Origin of the sequence: Bacillus sp. AFS018417 (genome assembly GCF_002560985.1) — a bacterium.
Lineage (GTDB): Bacteria > Bacillota > Bacilli > Bacillales > Bacillaceae_G > Bacillus_A > Bacillus_A rhizoplanae.
In genome coordinates, this window is record NZ_NTTM01000032.1 from 52,840 (window position 1) to 71,414 (window position 18,575).

15 protein-coding genes are annotated in these 18,575 nt (G+C 37.8%); all 15 read left to right on the forward strand.

Features of this window, described 5'->3' with window-relative positions; translation table 11 throughout:
* Positions 1 to 3: 3 nt before the first annotated feature.
* The 15 genes from CN326_RS14380 to CN326_RS14450 all read left to right on the forward strand — a co-directional run bounded on the left by CN326_RS14380 (position 4) and on the right by CN326_RS14450 (position 18,510).
* The gene (locus CN326_RS14380) at positions 4 to 1,701 is read left to right on the forward strand and encodes a proline--tRNA ligase (RefSeq protein WP_098309695.1); all 1,698 of its coding nucleotides are present in this window, start codon (positions 4 to 6) and stop codon (positions 1,699 to 1,701) included.
* Positions 1,702 to 1,783: 82 nt separating this feature from the next.
* On the forward strand, positions 1,784 to 6,085 hold the full coding sequence (locus CN326_RS14385; protein WP_098309696.1) for a PolC-type DNA polymerase III: 4,302 nt from the start codon (positions 1,784 to 1,786) through the stop codon (positions 6,083 to 6,085).
* 341 nt (positions 6,086 to 6,426) lie between these two features.
* A complete protein-coding gene (rimP, locus tag CN326_RS14390) occupies positions 6,427 to 6,897 on the forward strand; it encodes a ribosome maturation factor RimP (RefSeq protein ID WP_098309697.1) in 471 nt (156 codons plus the stop codon).
* A 17-nt stretch (positions 6,898 to 6,914) separates the two neighbouring features.
* The gene (gene nusA / locus CN326_RS14395; RefSeq protein WP_098309698.1) at positions 6,915 to 8,015 is read left to right on the forward strand and encodes a transcription termination factor NusA; all 1,101 of its coding nucleotides are present in this window, start codon (positions 6,915 to 6,917) and stop codon (positions 8,013 to 8,015) included.
* Between the two features lie 11 nt (positions 8,016 to 8,026).
* Positions 8,027 to 8,299 (forward strand): RNase P modulator RnpM, encoded by a 273-nt coding sequence (rnpM, locus tag CN326_RS14400; RefSeq protein WP_020059150.1) that lies wholly within the window; start codon positions 8,027 to 8,029, stop codon positions 8,297 to 8,299.
* Positions 8,300 to 8,611, forward strand: coding sequence for a YlxQ family RNA-binding protein (locus CN326_RS14405; protein WP_020059149.1), 312 nt, complete (start codon positions 8,300 to 8,302; stop codon positions 8,609 to 8,611).
* A gap of 4 nt (positions 8,612 to 8,615) precedes the next feature.
* Entirely contained in the window at positions 8,616 to 10,682 is a 2,067-nt protein-coding gene (gene infB, locus CN326_RS14410) for a translation initiation factor IF-2 (RefSeq protein WP_098309699.1), read from the forward strand.
* Positions 10,679 to 10,960, forward strand: coding sequence for a DUF503 domain-containing protein (locus CN326_RS14415; protein WP_098309700.1), 282 nt, complete (start codon positions 10,679 to 10,681; stop codon positions 10,958 to 10,960). The genes infB and CN326_RS14415 overlap by 4 nt, the downstream gene beginning before the upstream one ends.
* A 15-nt stretch (positions 10,961 to 10,975) precedes the next feature.
* Entirely contained in the window at positions 10,976 to 11,332 is a 357-nt protein-coding gene (gene rbfA, locus CN326_RS14420; protein ID WP_035428960.1) for a 30S ribosome-binding factor RbfA, read from the forward strand.
* Between the two features lie 78 nt (positions 11,333 to 11,410).
* Positions 11,411 to 12,334, forward strand: a complete 924-nt coding sequence (gene truB, locus CN326_RS14425; RefSeq protein WP_098309701.1) for a tRNA pseudouridine(55) synthase TruB — start codon at positions 11,411 to 11,413, stop codon at positions 12,332 to 12,334.
* A gap of 43 nt (positions 12,335 to 12,377) precedes the next feature.
* Positions 12,378 to 13,349 carry a bifunctional riboflavin kinase/FAD synthetase gene (ribF, locus tag CN326_RS14430; RefSeq protein ID WP_098309702.1) on the forward strand — a complete coding sequence of 324 codons (972 nt, stop codon included), beginning with the start codon at positions 12,378 to 12,380 and terminating at the stop codon, positions 13,347 to 13,349.
* A gap of 100 nt (positions 13,350 to 13,449) precedes the next feature.
* On the forward strand, positions 13,450 to 13,719 hold the full coding sequence (rpsO, locus tag CN326_RS14435) for a 30S ribosomal protein S15 (protein ID WP_020059143.1): 270 nt from the start codon (positions 13,450 to 13,452) through the stop codon (positions 13,717 to 13,719).
* A 160-nt stretch (positions 13,720 to 13,879) separates the two neighbouring features.
* Positions 13,880 to 16,021 carry a polyribonucleotide nucleotidyltransferase gene (gene pnp / locus CN326_RS14440; RefSeq protein WP_098309703.1) on the forward strand — a complete coding sequence of 714 codons (2,142 nt, stop codon included), beginning with the start codon at positions 13,880 to 13,882 and terminating at the stop codon, positions 16,019 to 16,021.
* Between the two features lie 256 nt (positions 16,022 to 16,277).
* A complete protein-coding gene (locus CN326_RS14445) occupies positions 16,278 to 17,177 on the forward strand; it encodes a polysaccharide deacetylase family protein (RefSeq protein WP_098309704.1) in 900 nt (299 codons plus the stop codon).
* An 88-nt stretch (positions 17,178 to 17,265) separates the two neighbouring features.
* Entirely contained in the window at positions 17,266 to 18,510 is a 1,245-nt protein-coding gene (locus CN326_RS14450) for a M16 family metallopeptidase (protein WP_098309705.1), read from the forward strand.
* Positions 18,511 to 18,575 lie beyond the last annotated feature (65 nt).

Genomic DNA, 18,575 nt, shown 5'->3' on the forward strand with positions numbered 1-18,575 from the left:
GAAATGAAACAAAGTATGATATTTAGTCCTACATTGCGTGAAGTACCAGCTGATGCGGAAATTAAAAGCCATCAGCTTCTATTACGCGCAGGATTTATGCGTCAAAATGCTTCGGGTATATATAGCTTTTTACCGCTTGGTCTGAAAGTTTTGCATAAAGTAGAGCATATTGTTCGCGAAGAAATGGAGAAAGCTGGTGCTGTAGAGTTATTAATGCCAGCTCTTCAAGCAGCTGAATTATGGCAAGAATCTGGACGCTGGTATTCATATGGTTCAGAATTAATGCGTATGAACGATCGAAATAATCGTGAGTTTGCTCTTGGAGCAACGCATGAAGAAGTTATTACGGATCTTGTGCGTGACGAGATTAAGTCATATAAAAAATTACCTTTAACACTTTATCAAATTCAAACAAAATTCCGTGATGAACAGCGACCTCGTTTTGGTTTGCTACGCGGAAGAGAGTTTTTAATGAAGGATGCATATTCCTTCCACGCGACGCAAGAGAGTTTAGATGAAGTATATAACCGTCTTTTCCAAGCGTACTCTAACATTTTCACACGTTGTGGTTTAAATTTCCGTGCTGTTATCGCTGACTCTGGAGCAATGGGTGGAAAGGATACACATGAATTTATGGTGTTATCAGATGTAGGAGAAGATACAATTGCATATTCTGATACATCTGATTATGCTGCAAATATTGAGATGGCACCTGTTATTGCTTCTTGTGAAAAGAGCGATGAAGTAGAAAAAGAGCTTGAAAAAGTAGCAACGCCAGATCAAAAATCAATTGAAGAAGTATCTGCGTTCTTAAATATTGAGGCATCAAATTGTATTAAGTCTATGGTCTTTAAAGTAGATGAGAAATTTATTGTTGCTCTTGTTCGCGGAGACCATGAAGTAAACGATGTTAAGGTGAAAAACCTATTCGGTGCTTCTGTTGTCGAACTTGCATCTCATGAAGAAGTAAAAGAATTATTAAACTGTGAAGTTGGCTCTTTAGGTCCAATTGGTGTAACAGAAGTAGAAGTAATTGCTGATCATGCTGTACAAACTATCGTAAATGGATGTTGCGGAGCAAATGAAGAAGGTTTCCATTACGTGAATGTAAACCCAGAACGTGACTTTAAAGTAAGCCAATACACAGATTTACGTTTCATCCAAGAAGGGGACCTTTCTCCAGACGGCAAGGGAACAATTCGCTTTGCTCGCGGTATTGAAGTGGGACATGTATTTAAACTTGGTACACGCTATAGTGAATCTATGAATGCGACATTCTTAGATGAAAACGGTAAAACACAACCAATTATTATGGGTTGCTACGGAATTGGTGTATCTCGTACAGTTGCTGCGATCGCTGAGCAATTTAATGATGAGAATGGCTTAGTTTGGCCAAAGGCAGTTGCACCATTCCATGTACATGTGATTCCAGTAAATATGAAATCTGATGCACAGCGTGAAGTCGGTGAAAATATTTACAATTCATTACGAGAACAAGGGTATGAAGTATTATTAGATGACCGTGCAGAACGTGCAGGCGTAAAATTTGCTGATGCAGACTTATTTGGTCTTCCAGTTCGAGTAACAGTTGGTAAAAAAGCCGATGAAGGCATTGTCGAAGTAAAAGTACGTGCAACAAGTGAATCTGCAGAAGTAAAAGTAGAAGAACTTCACGCATATATTGCAAATATTTTAAAATAAGAAGAGGTACCTCCAGGTGAGGTACCTTCTCTTTCTTTGTGGAACGTTTCAATTTATAATAGCAGATGGAAGGAGGTTGCTTATGTCATTAACAAACGAACAACAAGAGCGATTTCAAATTTTGCTCCAACAGTTACAAATGCCTGAAGACCTTATCAATCAATATTTACAAGGTGGTGGCATTCAAAGGTTAGTTGTTGATAAAGCAAATAAGAGTTGGCATTTTGATTTACAAGTACCACGTATTTTACCAACAGAATTATATGAATTGCTTGAAACACAGCTTAAGCAGTCATTTTCTCATATTGCAAAAACGTCATTTTCACTAGAAACAGAGAATAAGCAATTTACGGAAGAAGAGGTCAAGGCGTATTGGCCGCTCTGTACAGATCGAATTACTTTCTCGCCTATGTTTGCGTATTTAAAAAAGCAACTTCCGCATGTAAACGGAGTGAAGTTGTTACTTGATGTGAATAATGATTTAGAATCTACGGCGCTAAAGAAAAATCTTGCGAAGTCAGTCGGAGACCAATATGAAGTTTTTGGATTTCCTCGTTTTCAGCTAGAAACAAATATAAAACAAAATGAAGAGGAAGTTCAAAAGTTTCGTGAACAAACACAGCAAGAGGATCGACAGCGTGTTATACAAGCCATGGAAGAAATGGCCAAGAAACAAGCGGAAGAAAGTGATGTTGTACACGAGGGGCCGATTGTACTCGGTTATCTCATTAAGCCTGATGAAGAAATTACACCACTTCGTGAAATTCAAGATGAGGAAAGAAGAAAAACATTACAAGGTTATGTATTTGATGTTGAAACGAAAGAACTGCGAAGCGGGCGTACGTTATTGACATTAAAGATAACTGATTATACCGATTCCATTATGATTAAAATGTTCTCACGCGATAAAGAAGATATTCCGCTTTTGCAATCATTGAAAAAAGGAATGTGGGTAAAAGCGCGTGGATCCGTTCAAAACGATACGTTTGTTCGAGACTTGGTCATGATTGCAAACGATATTAATGAAATAACAGGGCCGTCTCGGAAAGATAAAGCACCTGAGGGAGAAAAAAGGGTAGAGCTTCATATGCATACTCCGATGAGCCAAATGGATGCTGTAACATCTGTATCGACACTTGTAAGTCAAGCGGCAAAATGGGGACATGAAGCAGTAGCGGTGACAGATCATGCTGTTGCACAAGCTTTTCCTGAGGCGTATTCTGCTGGGAAAAAAGCGGGAATTAAAGTGATTTTTGGTGTAGAAGCGAACCTTGTTAATGATGGTGTACCAATTGCGTATAATGAAGAACATCGACTACTTGCTGATGAGACATATGTTGTATTCGACGTTGAGACGACAGGGTTATCAGCCGTATATGATACGGTTATTGAGCTTGCTGCTGTGAAAATAAAAGGCGGAGAAATTATCGATCGTTTTGAATCCTTTGCAAATCCACATCAACCTTTATCAGCAACAATCATCGAATTAACAGGTATTACGGACGATATGTTAACGGATGCACCAGAAGTAGAAGAAGTGTTTAAAAAGTTTGAACAGTGGATTGGTAATCATACACTTGTCGCTCATAATGCAAGCTTTGATATGGGGTTCTTAAATGTTGGATTTAAGAAAAGTGGTCTAGAAAAAACGAAAAACCCAGTTATCGATACGTTAGAGTTGGCGCGTTTCTTATTTCCAGAGATGAAAAATCATCGTTTAAATACGTTATGTAAAAAGCTTGATATTGAATTAACACAACATCACCGTGCCATTTATGATACAGAAGCAACTGGTTATTTGCTTGTGAAAATGCTAAAAAGTGTAATCGAAAAAGGATTTGAATATCACGATCAGTTAAATGACAGTATGGGACAAGGTGATGCGTATAAACGTGGACGTCCAAGTCATGTGACGCTGCTTGCAACATCGGATGAAGGGCTGAAGAACTTATATAAACTTGTTTCTTACGCGCATCTTCAATACTTCTACCGTGTACCGCGTATTCCGCGCTCTTTATTAAAGAAATATCGCGAAGGTATATTAGTTGGTACAGCTTGTGATAAAGGCGAAGTATTTGAAGCAATGATGCAAAAGGCACCAGAAGAAGTAGAGGAAGTTGCACAGTTTTATGACTACATCGAGGTTATGCCTCCAGAAGTGTTACGACATTTGGTGGAGCTTGAGCTCGTTCGTGATGAAGGTCAATTAAAAACAATTATTTCCAACTTAGTAAAGTTAGGTGAGACATTAGACAAGCCTGTTATTGCAACAGGAAATGTACACTATCTAAATCCTGAAGATGCAATGTATCGTAAAATTTTAGTAAGTTCGCAAGGCGGAGCAAACCCATTAAATCGTCATTCATTGCCGCCTGTATATTTCAGAACAACAGATGAAATGCTAGATTGCTTCTCCTTCTTAGGAGAAGAGAAAGCAAAAGAAATTGTTGTAACAAACACGCAAAAAATCGCATCGATGATAGGTGAAGTAAAGCCTGTAAAAGATGACCTTTACACTCCAAAAATTGAAGGTGCAGACGATGAAACGCGGGATATGAGTTACGAAATGGCGCGGAGTATTTATGGAGATGAACTCCCAGAAATTGTAGAAGCCCGTTTGGAAAAAGAATTAAAAAGTATTATTGGACATGGATTTGCTGTTATTTATTTGATTTCACATAAGTTAGTAAAGAAATCTCTTGTTGATGGCTATCTTGTTGGCTCACGTGGTTCGGTTGGTTCGTCATTTGTTGCGACAATGATGGAGATTACAGAGGTAAATCCTTTGCCACCGCATTATGTTTGTCCAAATTGTAAACACTCACAGTTTTTTAATGATGGTTCGGTCGGTTCTGGATTTGATTTACCTGATAAAGATTGTCCAAACTGCGGAACTGCATATAAAAAAGATGGACATGATATTCCGTTCGAAACGTTCCTAGGCTTTAAAGGAGATAAGGTTCCGGATATTGATTTAAACTTCTCGGGAGAATATCAACCTCGCGCTCATAACTATACGAAAGTGCTGTTTGGTGAAGATAATGTATATCGTGCCGGAACAATTGGTACAGTTGCTGAAAAAACGGCGTATGGTTATGTGAAAGGCTATGCATCAGATCATAATTTAACGATACGAGGAGCAGAAGTGGATCGTCTTGTAGCGGGTTGTACAGGTGTTAAGCGAACGACGGGACAGCATCCAGGTGGTATTATCGTAGTCCCAGATTACATGGATGTCTTCGATTTTACACCTATTCAATTTCCAGCAGATTCTTTAGATGCCGAATGGAGAACAACACATTTTGATTTCCATTCTATTCATGATAATTTATTAAAACTTGATATACTTGGACACGACGATCCGACAGTTATTCGTATGTTGCAGGATTTGAGTGGAGTTGATCCAAAGACAATTCCGACTGATGATCCAGAAGTAATGAAAATTTTCTCAGGTACAGAATCGCTTGGCGTAACAGAAGAGCAAATTAACTGTAAAACAGGTACGCTTGGTATACCGGAATTTGGTACAAAATTCGTTCGTCAAATGTTAGAAGAAACGAAGCCAACCACATTCTCCGAGCTTGTCCAAATTTCGGGGTTATCTCACGGCACAGATGTATGGCTCGGAAACGCAAATGAGTTAATCTATGATGGTACATGTACACTGAGTGAAGTAATCGGTTGTCGTGATGATATTATGGTGTATTTAATTTACCAAGGCTTAGAACCATCCTTGGCATTTAAAATTATGGAATCTGTACGTAAGGGAAAAGGTGTGCCTCCAGAGTGGGAAGAAGAAATGCGCAATAATAATGTGCCAGGATGGTATATTGATTCATGTAAAAAGATTAAGTACATGTTCCCGAAGGCCCATGCGGCGGCATATGTACTAATGGCTGTGCGCATCGCATATTTCAAAGTGCATTTTGCGCTCTTGTTCTATGCGGCATATTTCACAGTTCGTGCAGATGATTTTGATTTAGATGCAATGGTGAAAGGTTCAGCATCCATCCGTGCTAAAATTGATGAAATTACTCAAAAAGGATTAGATGCATCGCCGAAAGAGAAAAGTTTACTAACAGTATTAGAGATGACGCTAGAAATGTGTGAACGTGGTTATTCATTCCAAAAGGTTGATTTATATCGCTCCAGTGCAACTGATTTTATTATTGATGGGGATACATTGATTCCGCCATTTAATGCAATACCTGGTCTTGGTACAAATGCTGCACTAAATATCGTAGCAGCACGTGAAAATGGCGAGTTCTTATCGAAAGAGGATTTACAGCAGCGCAGTAAAATTTCAAAAACAATTATTGAGTATTTAGACAGTCAAGGTTGTTTAGGAGAACTACCGGATCAAAACCAGCTATCTCTGTTCTAATAGGTAGGAAAAGTCTTTGCAAAACCGTGGTTGCTATGCTATACTAGTAAGCGAGATAACCATGTCATGTATATTTTTTTAAAAAAAGAGTGGGGAAACCCACTCTTTCGTGTTACTATCTATGTTTCTGCGCCAAGACGATAGATGAGGCGCTTCTGTCGTATATACATATTTTGTTACAAGTTTTACTTCTTAAATTTGGTAATACTAAGACAGATATTCCCTGCTTATTGGCAGGGGCTTTTGTTAGCTAACGAGAAAGAATATATAAGCTGCGTTGGTTAACTATACGCAGGGTGAAATCTTTCAAACGGCACATGGCGGCAGAAAGGAGGCTGTTTATGGATAAGAAAGTTACAGAAATTGTTGAAGCACTTGCGCAGCCAATTGTCGAAGAGCTTGGTCTTGAGCTTGTAGATGTAGAGTATGTGAAAGAAGGAAAAGATTGGTTTTTACGCGTATCCATTGACTCTGATACAGGAGTAGATATTGAGGAATGTGGTGCGGTAAGTGAGCGATTAAGTGAAGCTTTAGATAAAGAGGATCCAATTCCTCATCTTTACTTTTTAGATGTATCCTCTCCAGGAGCGGAGCGTCCATTAAAGAAAGAAAAAGATTTCCAGCAAGCAGTAGGAAAACAAGTTGCGATTAAAACATATGAGCCAATCGATGGTGAGAAAATGTTTGAAGGAAAACTACTCGCGTACGATGGAACAACAATCACATTACTATTAACAATTAAAACACGTAAAAAAGAAATCCAAATTCCAATGGATAAAGTTGCCAATGCGCGACTTGCAGTTACGTTTTAGTAAGAAGGGGGATCCTCATGAGCACTGAGTTGTTAGATGCTTTGCTCGTATTAGAACAAGAAAAAGGTATAAGCAAAGATATTATTATTGATGCTATTGAAGCAGCTTTAATCTCTGCTTATAAACGAAATTTTAACCAAGCGCAAAATGTTCGCGTTAGCTTCAACCCTGAAGTTGGAACTATTCAAGTATTAGCGCGTAAAGATGTAGTGGAAAATGTATTTGATCCACGTCTTGAAATTTCTGTTGAAAAAGCAAGACAAATTAATCCGAACTATCAAGAGGGCGACGTATTAGAAATTGAAGTTACGCCAAAAGATTTCGGACGTATTGCAGCGCAAACAGCAAAACAAGTTGTGACGCAACGTGTACGCGAAGCAGAGCGTGGCGTTATTTATTCTGAGTTTAGCGATCGTGAAGAAGACATTATGGTTGGTATTGTACAACGTCAAGATGCTCGCTTTATTTATGTAAGTTTAGGAAAAGTAGAAGCGCTTTTACCTGTAAGTGAGCAAATGCCAAACGAACAATATAAACCGCATGATCGCATTCGTGTTTTCATTACAAAAGTAGAGAAAACAACAAAAGGGCCACAAATTTATGTATCTCGTACACATCCAGGTCTTTTAAAGCGTCTGTTTGAAATTGAAGTGCCAGAGATTTATGATGGAACTGTAGAAATTCGTTCTGTAGCACGTGAAGCTGGAGATCGTTCTAAAATCTCTGTGTACTCTGAAAACATAGATGTAGATCCAGTAGGTTCTTGTGTAGGGCCGAAAGGACAACGTGTACAACGCATTGTAGATGAGCTAAAAGGTGAAAAAATTGATATTGTTCGCTGGTCAAATGATCCAGTTGAATATGTAGCAAATGCATTGAGTCCATCACAAGTTGTAAAAGTACTTGTAAACGAAGAAGAAAAAGCAACCACTGTAATTGTTCCAGATCATCAGCTTTCTTTAGCGATTGGTAAGCGTGGTCAAAATGCACGACTTGCAGCGAAGTTAACTGCCTGGAAAATTGATATTAAAAGTGAGTCTGATGCGAAACAACTAGGACTTTTAACAGAAGAAGATATGATGATCGCATTCGATTCTGCTGAAGACGAAATCGAATAGAGGTGATGAACGTGAGCAATCGAAAAGTTCCGTTACGAAAATGTGTTGTAACACAAGAGATGAAATCAAAACGCGAGCTCATTCGCATTGTTCGTTCCAAAGAGGGAGTCGTGTCTATTGATTTAACAGGCAAACAATCAGGACGCGGTGCATACTTGTCAAAAGATAAAGAATGCATTTCTCAGGCGAAAAAAAAGAATGTCTTGGAACATCACCTAAAAGCGAAAATTGATGACTCTCTTTATGAAGAGCTAATTGAGCTTGTTGAGAAGGAGTCGAAGTAAGTGTCCAATTGGAAATCGTTTTTAGGGCTAGCTAATCGGGCCCGAAAGATTATATCGGGTGAAGAGCTTGTTTTAAAAGAAGTTCGAGGCGGTAAGGCAAAGCTCGTATTGCTTTCTGAAGATGCGTCAGCAAATACAACAAAGCGTATTACGGACAAAACAACGTTCTACAACGTACCAATGAGAAAAGTCGAAAATCGACAAGAGTTAGGGCATGCGATTGGGAGAGAAGAACGAGTCGTTGTAGCGGTGTTAGATGACGGCTTTGCTAAGAAGCTGCTTAGCATGCTCGATACAACTTACCGGGGGTGAAGGTATGAGCAAAATTCGAGTATATGAATATGCAAAAAAACACAATATCTCAAGTAAAGATATTATTACAAAACTAAAAGAAATGAATATTGAGGTATCGAATCATATGGCGATGTTAGATGATGAAGTAGTAAACAAGTTAGATAATCAATATAATGATGGAGCAGAAAAAACTTCTGTTGCAGATGAGTTTGAAGTAGAGGAAAAAGTTGTTCGTAGCAAAAAGAACAGCAATAAGAATAAGAAAAAAGGTAAAGGGAATCAAGACAAACGTCAAGAAAACTTTGCTGGAAGACAACAAACGCAAACGGTAGAAACACCAGATAAAATCACTTTCTCTGGTACACTTGCTGTAGGCGAATTGGCAAAAAAATTAAGTAAAGAGCCATCTGAAATTATTAAAAAGCTCTTTATGCTTGGAATCATGGCAACAATTAACCAAGATTTAGATAAAGATACAATTGAGCTGATTGCTAGTGATTACGGTATTGAAGTAGAAGAAGAAGTGATTGTTAGTGAAACAGAATTTGAAACGTTTATGGACGAGCAAGACGATGAAGAAAACTTAAAAGAACGTCCAGCTGTCGTTACAATTATGGGACACGTTGACCATGGTAAAACAACATTACTTGACTCTATTCGTAATTCAAAAGTAACTGCTGGTGAAGCTGGCGGAATTACACAGCATATCGGTGCATACCAAGTAGAAGTAAACGACAAAAAAATTACGTTCTTAGATACACCAGGTCACGCAGCGTTTACAACAATGCGTGCACGCGGTGCACAAGTTACGGATATTACAATTCTTGTTGTGGCAGCTGATGACGGTGTTATGCCACAAACGGTTGAAGCGATTAACCACGCGAAAGCAGCTGGAGTACCAATTATCGTTGCTGTGAATAAAATGGATAAACCATCAGCAAATCCAGATCGCGTAATGCAAGAGTTAACTGAATATGAGTTAGTTCCAGAAGCTTGGGGCGGCGATACAATTTTCGTACCGATTGCTGCGATTAAAGGCGAAGGAATTGACAACTTATTAGAAATGATTCTTCTTGTAAGTGAAGTAGAAGAATATAAGGCAAATCCAAATCGCTATGCAACTGGTACAGTAATCGAAGCACAGCTTGATAAAGGTAAAGGAACAATCGCGACATTACTTGTTCAAAACGGTACACTTCGAGTAGGAGACCCAATCGTTGTTGGTACATCATTCGGCCGTGTTCGTGCGATGGTAAATGATATTGGTCGTCGTGTAAAAGTTGCTGGTCCGTCTACTCCTGTTGAAATTACAGGCTTAAACGAAGTACCACAAGCTGGCGATCGCTTTATGGCATTTGCTGACGAGAAGAAAGCACGCCAAATCGGTGAATCACGTGCACAACAAGCATTGCTTGCACAGCGCGGTGAAAAATCTAAACTAAGCCTTGAAGATTTATTCCAACAAATTCAAGAAGGCGATGTAAAAGAAATTAACCTAATTGTGAAGGCAGACGTACAAGGTTCTGTAGAAGCAATGGCAGCATCACTTCGTAAAATTGATGTTGAAGGCGTAAAAGTGAAAATCATCCATACTGGCGTAGGTGCAATTACAGAATCTGATATTATTTTAGCTTCTGCATCAAATGCAATCGTAATCGGATTTAACGTACGTCCTGATGTAAACGCGAAACGTACAGCTGAATTAGAAAATGTTGATATTCGTTTACACCGTATTATTTACAAAGTAATCGAAGAAATTGAAGCAGCAATGCAAGGTATGCTAGATCCTGAATTCGTAGAAAAAGTAATCGGTCAAGCAGAAGTTCGTCAAACATTCAAAGTAACGAAAGTTGGAACAATTGCAGGATGTTACGTAACTGATGGTAAAATCACACGTGATAGCGGCGTACGTATCATTCGTGATGGCGTAGTTATTTTCGAAGGACAGCTTGATACGTTAAAACGTTTCAAAGATGACGTAAAAGAAGTTGCACAAAACTATGAGTGTGGTATTACAATTGAAAGATATAATGATCTTAAAGAAGGGGACATCATTGAGGCGTACATTATGGAAGAAGTGAAGCGATGATTATCGCTTCGCTCTCATTCGAATGTATGATTTATGATGTGCATTCTTTAAAAGAGAAACGAGCAATTTTACAGCGTATTTTAACTCGTGTGAAACAGCGTTACAATGTATCTGTTTCAGAAGTTGGACACCAGGATGTATGGCAACGTACAGAAATTGCAATCGTTTCCGTATCCTCAAATCGTGTTGTCTGCGAAAAAGAAATGAATCGTGTACTTGAATATATTGACTCATTTCCTGAGATTGAACGTACGATAACACAATTGGAATGGTATTGAATGAGGTGATTAGTTATGAAGCTACGTGCAAATCGCGTGGGCGAGCAAATGAAGAAAGAATTAGGCGAAATTATCAGTCGCAAAATTAAAGATCCACGTATCGGTTTTGTGACGGTAACAGATGTGCAAGTAAGTGGGGATTTACAGATTGCCAAAGTATATATTTCTGTTTTAGGAGACGAAGAGCAGAAGGAAAATACGTTAAAAGGCTTAGCAAAGGCGAAAGGCTTTATTCGTTCCGAAATTGGACAACGTATTCGTCTTCGTAAAACACCTGAAATCTCCTTTGAATTTGATGAATCGATTGGATATGGTCATCGAATTGATACGCTTTTACACGAAATTAATAAAGACGGTAAACGTGAAGAATAATGGATAGACACTTGTCTATCCATTTTTTTCAATCTGAAGTAAATTTGACATACAAAAGTATAACAATGAGGTGAACATATGGAAGGTGTAGTGTTATTACATAAACCAAAAGGAATGACATCGCATGATTGCGTATTTAAGTTAAGAAAAATATTAAGAGAGAAACGCATAGGGCATACAGGAACTTTAGACCCGGATGTAACAGGTGTATTACCGATTTGTGTAGGACGTGCTACAAAAATTGCACAGTTTTTAACGAGTGAAACAAAAACATATGAAGGTGAAGTCACGCTAGGCTTTTCGACAACTACAGAAGATGCTTCAGGTGAAATTGTTGAAAAACAGGCTGTAAATCGTATTATTACACGTAAAGAAGTAGAATCTGTATTAGCAGAGTTAACGGGAACACTTGAACAAGTACCACCGATGTACTCAGCTGTAAAAGTGAATGGAAAGAAATTATATGAATATGCAAGGGCGGGAATAGAAGTAGAGCGTCCAGTTCGTACAATTACAATTCATGACTTTACTTTACTTGATGACCGTGAGGTGTTTGAGGGTGCAACAGTTTCCTTCCGTTTTCGAGTGACTTGTAGCAAAGGAACATACGTGAGAACATTAGCTGTGATGATTGGGGAAAAGCTTGGATTTCCAGCGCATATGTCAGATCTTGTACGAACAGCATCAGGAGAGTTTCACTTAGAAGATTGCATATCATTTGAAGAAATTGAGCAAAACGTGCACAATGAAACAGTGGAATCTATCTTTATTTCCATTGATGAAGCATTACATAAGTTTCCAAAAATAATTGTTAATGAAGAACAAGCAGAAAAAGTAAAGAATGGTATGTTCTTACCGAATAAAGAGCAATTGATCGCGCCATTTATTACAGTCTTTGATGCTCATAAACGCTGTTTAGCGATTTATGAGCATCATCCAAAACGTCCAGGGATGTTGAAACCAATGAAAGTACTTGTGAATAATCAAGAATTACAGCTATAATGAATAATTAGAAGGATTATTATAGAAAAAGGTGAATTCAAGCGTGAAACTCATTCATTTAACTCATCCTCATGCATTAAATAAAGCGGAAATAGAGTCTACTGTAATGGCATTAGGGTATTTTGATGGTATTCACTTAGGTCATCAACGTGTCATTCATACTGCAAAAAAGGTGGCGGAAGAACGAGGATTTAAAAGTGCTGTTATGACTTTTCATCCACATCCGTCTGTTGTATTAGGGAAAAAGGAAGCGCATGTAGAGTATATTACGCCTTTACGAAGTAAAGAAAAAGTAATTGCAAGTTTAGGAATTGATATTTTATATGTTGTGAAATTTGACGAAGCATTTGCAAATCTATTGCCACAACAATTTGTAGATGATTATATCATTGGGCTGAATGTACAGCATGTTGTAGCAGGCTTTGATTATTCATATGGACGTTTAGGAAAAGGGACGATGGAAACTTTGCCATTTCATGCAAGAGGGGAGTTTACACAAACCGTGATTGAAAAAGTAGAATTTCAAGAAGAAAAAGTAAGTTCCACATTATTGCGAAAACATATTCGCAATGGAGAAATGGAACAAATACCATCTATTTTAGGCAGACCATATACTGTTGAAGGAACAGTTGTTCATGGAGATAAGCGCGGACGCCAAATTGGTTTTCCGACAGCAAATATTGCTCTAAATGATGAATATCTTTTACCGCCTGTTGGTGTATACGCCGTTCGAATGAAAGTAAATGATGAGTGGCATGAAGGTGTATGTAATATCGGATATAAACCGACTTTTAAGGAAAGTGAAAAGCAGCTTTCTATTGAAGTGCATCTTTTTGAATTTCAGCGTGATATATATGATGAGTCTGTTGTTGTAGAGTGGCATATGCGAATTCGCGAAGAAAAGAAATTTAATGGTATTAATGAGTTAGTTGTACAAATTGCAAAAGATAAAAAAGTAGCAGAAGATTATTTTAACCGTGCAAATAATATACTTGCTTTTTCGAATGAAAAGTAGTATTCTATCTTATGTACTTTAAAATAACCATTGCTTGGCATTACGACTCACCGACGTTTGCTAGGTAATTGGGGATTTATTACTTAGGAGGTGAAATAGGATGGCTTTAACACAAGAGCGTAAAAATGAAATCATTGCACAATTTAGAACTCATGAGACTGATACTGGTTCTCCAGAAGTTCAAGTTGCTGTCCTAACGGAGCAAATTAACACTCTAAATGAGCACTTACGTACTCACAAGAAAGATCATCATTCACGTCGCGGTCTTTTAAAGATGGTTGGTAAACGTCGTAACTTACTTACTTACCTTCGTAACAACGACATCACTCGCTACCGTGAACTAATCACAAAGCTTGGATTACGTCGATAGTCAAAAAAGCGGGAATATTCCCGCTTTTTTGTTAGGTAAAAATATATCTTCGACTCTTGATAGCTTACTGAATTTTCGGTAATACTAGAGGAAGAATATTGTGATATATTATTCATTTACATAGAAGAACTGAATACTTTAAATTGAGAGGGGTACTTAAATGAGTCACGAAAAGCAAGTCTTCTCGATAGATTTGGCTGGTCGTCAGCTAACAATTGAAACAGGTCAGCTTGCAAAGCAAGCAAATGGAGCAGTATTAGTGAGATATGGCGACACAGCGGTTCTATCTACAGCAACTGCATCAAAAGAGGCAAAAAATGTAGATTTTTTTCCACTAACAGTAAACTATGAAGAGCGTTTATATGCAGTAGGGAAAATTCCAGGCGGTTTTATTAAACGTGAAGGTCGTCCAAGTGAAAAAGCGATCTTAGCAAGCCGTTTAATTGATCGTCCAATTCGTCCTCTTTTTGCTGATGGCTTCCGTAATGAAGTGCAAGTTGTCAGCATCGTTATGAGTGTGGATCAAGATTGCTCTTCAGAAATGGCAGCTATGCTTGGTTCTTCATTAGCGTTATCGATTTCAGATGTTCCGTTTGAAGGTCCGATCGCTGGTGCGACAGTTGGCCGTATTGATGGAGAGTTTATTATTAATCCAACAGTTGAACAACAAGAGAAAAGTGATATTCACCTTGTTGTTGCTGGAACAAAAGATGCTATTAACATGGTAGAAGCAGGTGCAGATCAAGTACCTGAAGAAACAATGTTAGAAGCAATTATGTTCGGTCATGATGAGATTAAACGCTTAATCGCTTTCCAAGAAGAGATTGTACAAGCAGTTGGTAAAGAGAAAACAGAAGTTAAACTGTATGAAGTTGACGCTACAATCAACCAAGATGTACGTGAAATGGCAGAAAAAGATATGCTTGCTGCTATCCAAGTTCATGAGAAACATGCACGTGAAGATGCAATTAATGAAGTGAAAAAACGTGTAATTGAGCATTATGAAGCGAATGAAGCTGATGCAGAAACATTAGGACAAGTAAGTGAGATTTTATATAAAATTGTAAAAGAAGAAGTACGTCGTCTTATTACAGTTGAAAAAGTGCGTCCGGATGGTCGTAAAGCTGATGAAATTCGTCCTTTAGCATCAGAGGTAGGAATTTTATCTCGTACGCATGGTTCTGGTTTATTTACACGTGGACAAACGCAAGCACTAAGTATTTGTACGTTAGGTGCATTAGGCGATGTACAAATTTTAGATGGTCTTGGTGTAGAAGAATCAAAACGTTTTATGCATCATTATAACTTCCCGTCCTTTAGTGTCGGAGAAACAAGACCAATGCGTGGTCCAGGTCGTCGTGAAATCGGTCATGGTGCATTAGGTGAGCGTGCTCTTGAGCCAGTTATTCCATCTGAAAAAGACTTCCCGTATACAGTTCGTCTCGTATCAGAAGTATTAGAATCAAATGGTTCTACTTCGCAAGCAAGTATTTGCGGAAGTACATTAGCGATGATGGATGCAGGTGTTCCACTTAAAGCACCAGTTGCTGGTATTGCAATGGGACTTGTGAAGTCTGGTGAACACTACACAATTTTAACAGATATCCAAGGTATGGAAGATCACTTAGGTGATATGGACTTTAAAGTAGCTGGTACAGCTAAAGGTGTAACAGCACTTCAAATGGATATTAAAATTGAAGGTTTATCTCGTGAAATTTTAGAAGAAGCATTGCAACAAGCAAAAGTTGGACGCATGCACATTTTGGATCACATGTTATCTGTTATTGCTGAGCCTCGTACAGAGTTATCTCAATATGCTCCTAAGATTGTTACAATGACAATCAATCCGGATAAAATCCGTGATGTTATTGGGCCAAGTGGAAAACAAATTAACAAGATTATTGAAGAAACAGGCGTGAAAATTGATATTGAACAAGATGGTACAGTCTTTATTTCATCTATTGATCAAGAAATGAATGAAAAAGCGAAGAAAATTATCGAAGATATCGTTCGTGAAGTACAAGTAGGTGAAATTTACTTAGGAAAAGTAAAACGAATTGAAAAATTCGGTGCTTTCGTTGAATTATTCAGTGGGAAAGACGGTCTTGTTCATATCTCTGAACTAGCACTTGAGCGTGTAGGCAAAGTAGAAGATGTTGTGAAAATCGGTGATGAGATTTCAGTAAAAGTTATCGAGATTGACAAACAAGGTCGTGTAAACTTGTCTAGAAAAGTATTGCTTAAAGAAGAGCAAGAAAAAGAAGCAGCAAAACAAGAAGCAGCAAAGCAAGAACAAGAATAAGCTAAAAGCCAAGGAATTCCTTGGCTTTTTTATTATGTATAAAACCTTGGGATATATCTCGAGGTTTTTTTGTATATAACAGAGTATAGTTTTAACGAGAACGTTTAAATTAACAATGATAAGAAAAGGAGATTTTTACTATTCTGCTTTAACGAGCTGTAAATCCAGTCTTAGCATTTAGGGAAAGAAGAGAAGTGAGATTGGACTAAACAGCACGCCTAATGATAGAAGTTTCATTTTACTGGAGGGTACTTTTATGAAAACTCGCATCATTTTACTTATAGTTATTTTATTGTTCTCAGCTCAGCATTTTTCGCATATATCATATGCAAAAGACCATTTGTACGAAGAGATTGAAGAAAAAGCGAAAGTATATACGATTCCAGCACAAAATGCATGTATTGATAAAGTATGGAAAGCAACGCCAGGTTACAATGGAAAAGCAGTAGATATAAGAGCTTCCTATGATAACATGAAGAGGAAGGGTAGCTTTGATGAGAAACAGTTGGTATATCGAGAGGTATCGCCTCAAGTGCATTTAGAAGATTTATCTCCCGCTCCTATTTATAGAGGGAATCCAAGTAAAAAAATGGTTGCGCTTACTATTAATGTTGCCTGGGGGAACGAATATCTTTCTCGGATGTTAGAAGTACTGCAAAAACATCAGGTTACAGCAACTTTTTTTCTAGAAGGAAGATGGGTAAAAGAAAATTTACGTTTTGCAAAAATGATTGCAGATGCAAATCAGGAAGTGGGAAATCATTCGTATACGCATCCTGATATGAGCACTTTGTCGGTTGATGCAATTTATGAACAATTGCAAAAAACGAATCAAGTCATTGAAGCAGCGACGAATCAAAAGGTACGCTGGTTTGCACCGCCAAGTGGTAGTTTTCGTGATGATGTTGTCCATACTGCTGCAAAACTAAAAATGGGAACGATTATGTGGACGGTAGATACAATTGATTGGAAACGACCAGAACCGCATGTGTTGCTACAGCGAGTGTTAAGTAAAGTACATCCCGGTGCCATTATTTTAATGCATCCTACTTCTTCTTCAGCAGAATCACTTGATACATTGATTTCAAAGCTAAAAGAGAGAGGGTATACGGTAGGGAATGTATCAGCTTTAGTAGACGAAAAGCGTATTGATTAAACACATTTGCATGACATTCGCTGTTAAACTTGTTATGATTATATAATAGAAACTTTTTACAGAGAATTTGTCAATAGGAGGAAGGCATTTGATCAAAAAATATACGTGTAAAAATGGAGTAAGAATCGTAATGGAGAATATTCCAACAGTACGTTCTGTTGCAATTGGAGTATGGATTCATGCGGGATCACGAAATGAAAATGAAAAGAATAATGGGATTTCTCACTTTTTAGAACACATGTTTTTTAAAGGAACGAAAACACGTAGTGCTAGAGAAATTGCAGAATCCTTCGACAGCATTGGCGGACAAGTTAATGCGTTTACATCAAAGGAATACACATGTTACTATGCAAAAGTATTAGATGAGCATGCGAAATACGCACTTGATATTTTAGCGGACATGTTCTTTAATTCAACGTTTGTTGAAGAAGAATTGAAAAAAGAAAAGAACGTTGTGTTCGAAGAAATTAAAATGTATGAAGATACACCAGATGATATTGTTCACGATATGTTAACGAAGGCGACGTATGAAACGCATCCGCTAGCATATCCGATTTTAGGAACAGAGCAAACCCTTGACACATTTACAGGTGATACGCTTCGTCAATATATAAAAGATCATTATACGCCAGAAAATGTCGTTGTTTCCGTCGCTGGTAATATTGACGAATCCTTTGTTCAAATCGTCGAACAATATTTTGGAAATTATGAAGGAACGACAAATCGCGAACAAGTACATAAGCCTGTTTTTCACCCGAATAAAGTAGCGCGCAAAAAAGAAACAGAACAAGCTCATTTATGTTTAGGATTTAATGGATTACAGATGGGTGACGAAAATATTCATAATTTAATTGTATTAAATAATATTTTAGGTGGCAGCATGAGTAGCCGTCTGTTCCAAGAAGTGCGTGAGCAACGTGGATTAGCATACTCTGTATTTTCTTATCATTCTTCTTATGAAGATACAGGGATGTTAACAATTTACGGAGGAACGGGTAGTCAGCAGCTAGATACGCTGTACGAAACTATTCAGCAAACACTAGATATACTAAAAGATAAAGGAATTACAGAAAAAGAATTACTTAACAGTAAAGAGCAACTAAAAGGAAATCTTATGTTAAGTTTAGAAAGTACAAATAGTCGTATGAGCCGCAATGGTAAAAATGAGTTGCTGCTGAAAAAACACCGCTCTTTAGATGAAATTATTGAAAGTGTAAACAGTGTTACAAAAGCGGATGTAGATACGCTGATTCGTAATATGTTTACAGACGAGTTTTCTGCAGCGCTTATTAGTCCAAATGGAGAGCTTCCAAAAGGAATAAGTAAAAAATAAATATGTTTATGAAACCGTTTCTTATTAAGGAGAAACGGTTTTTTTATATACATGGGGGCAAAACT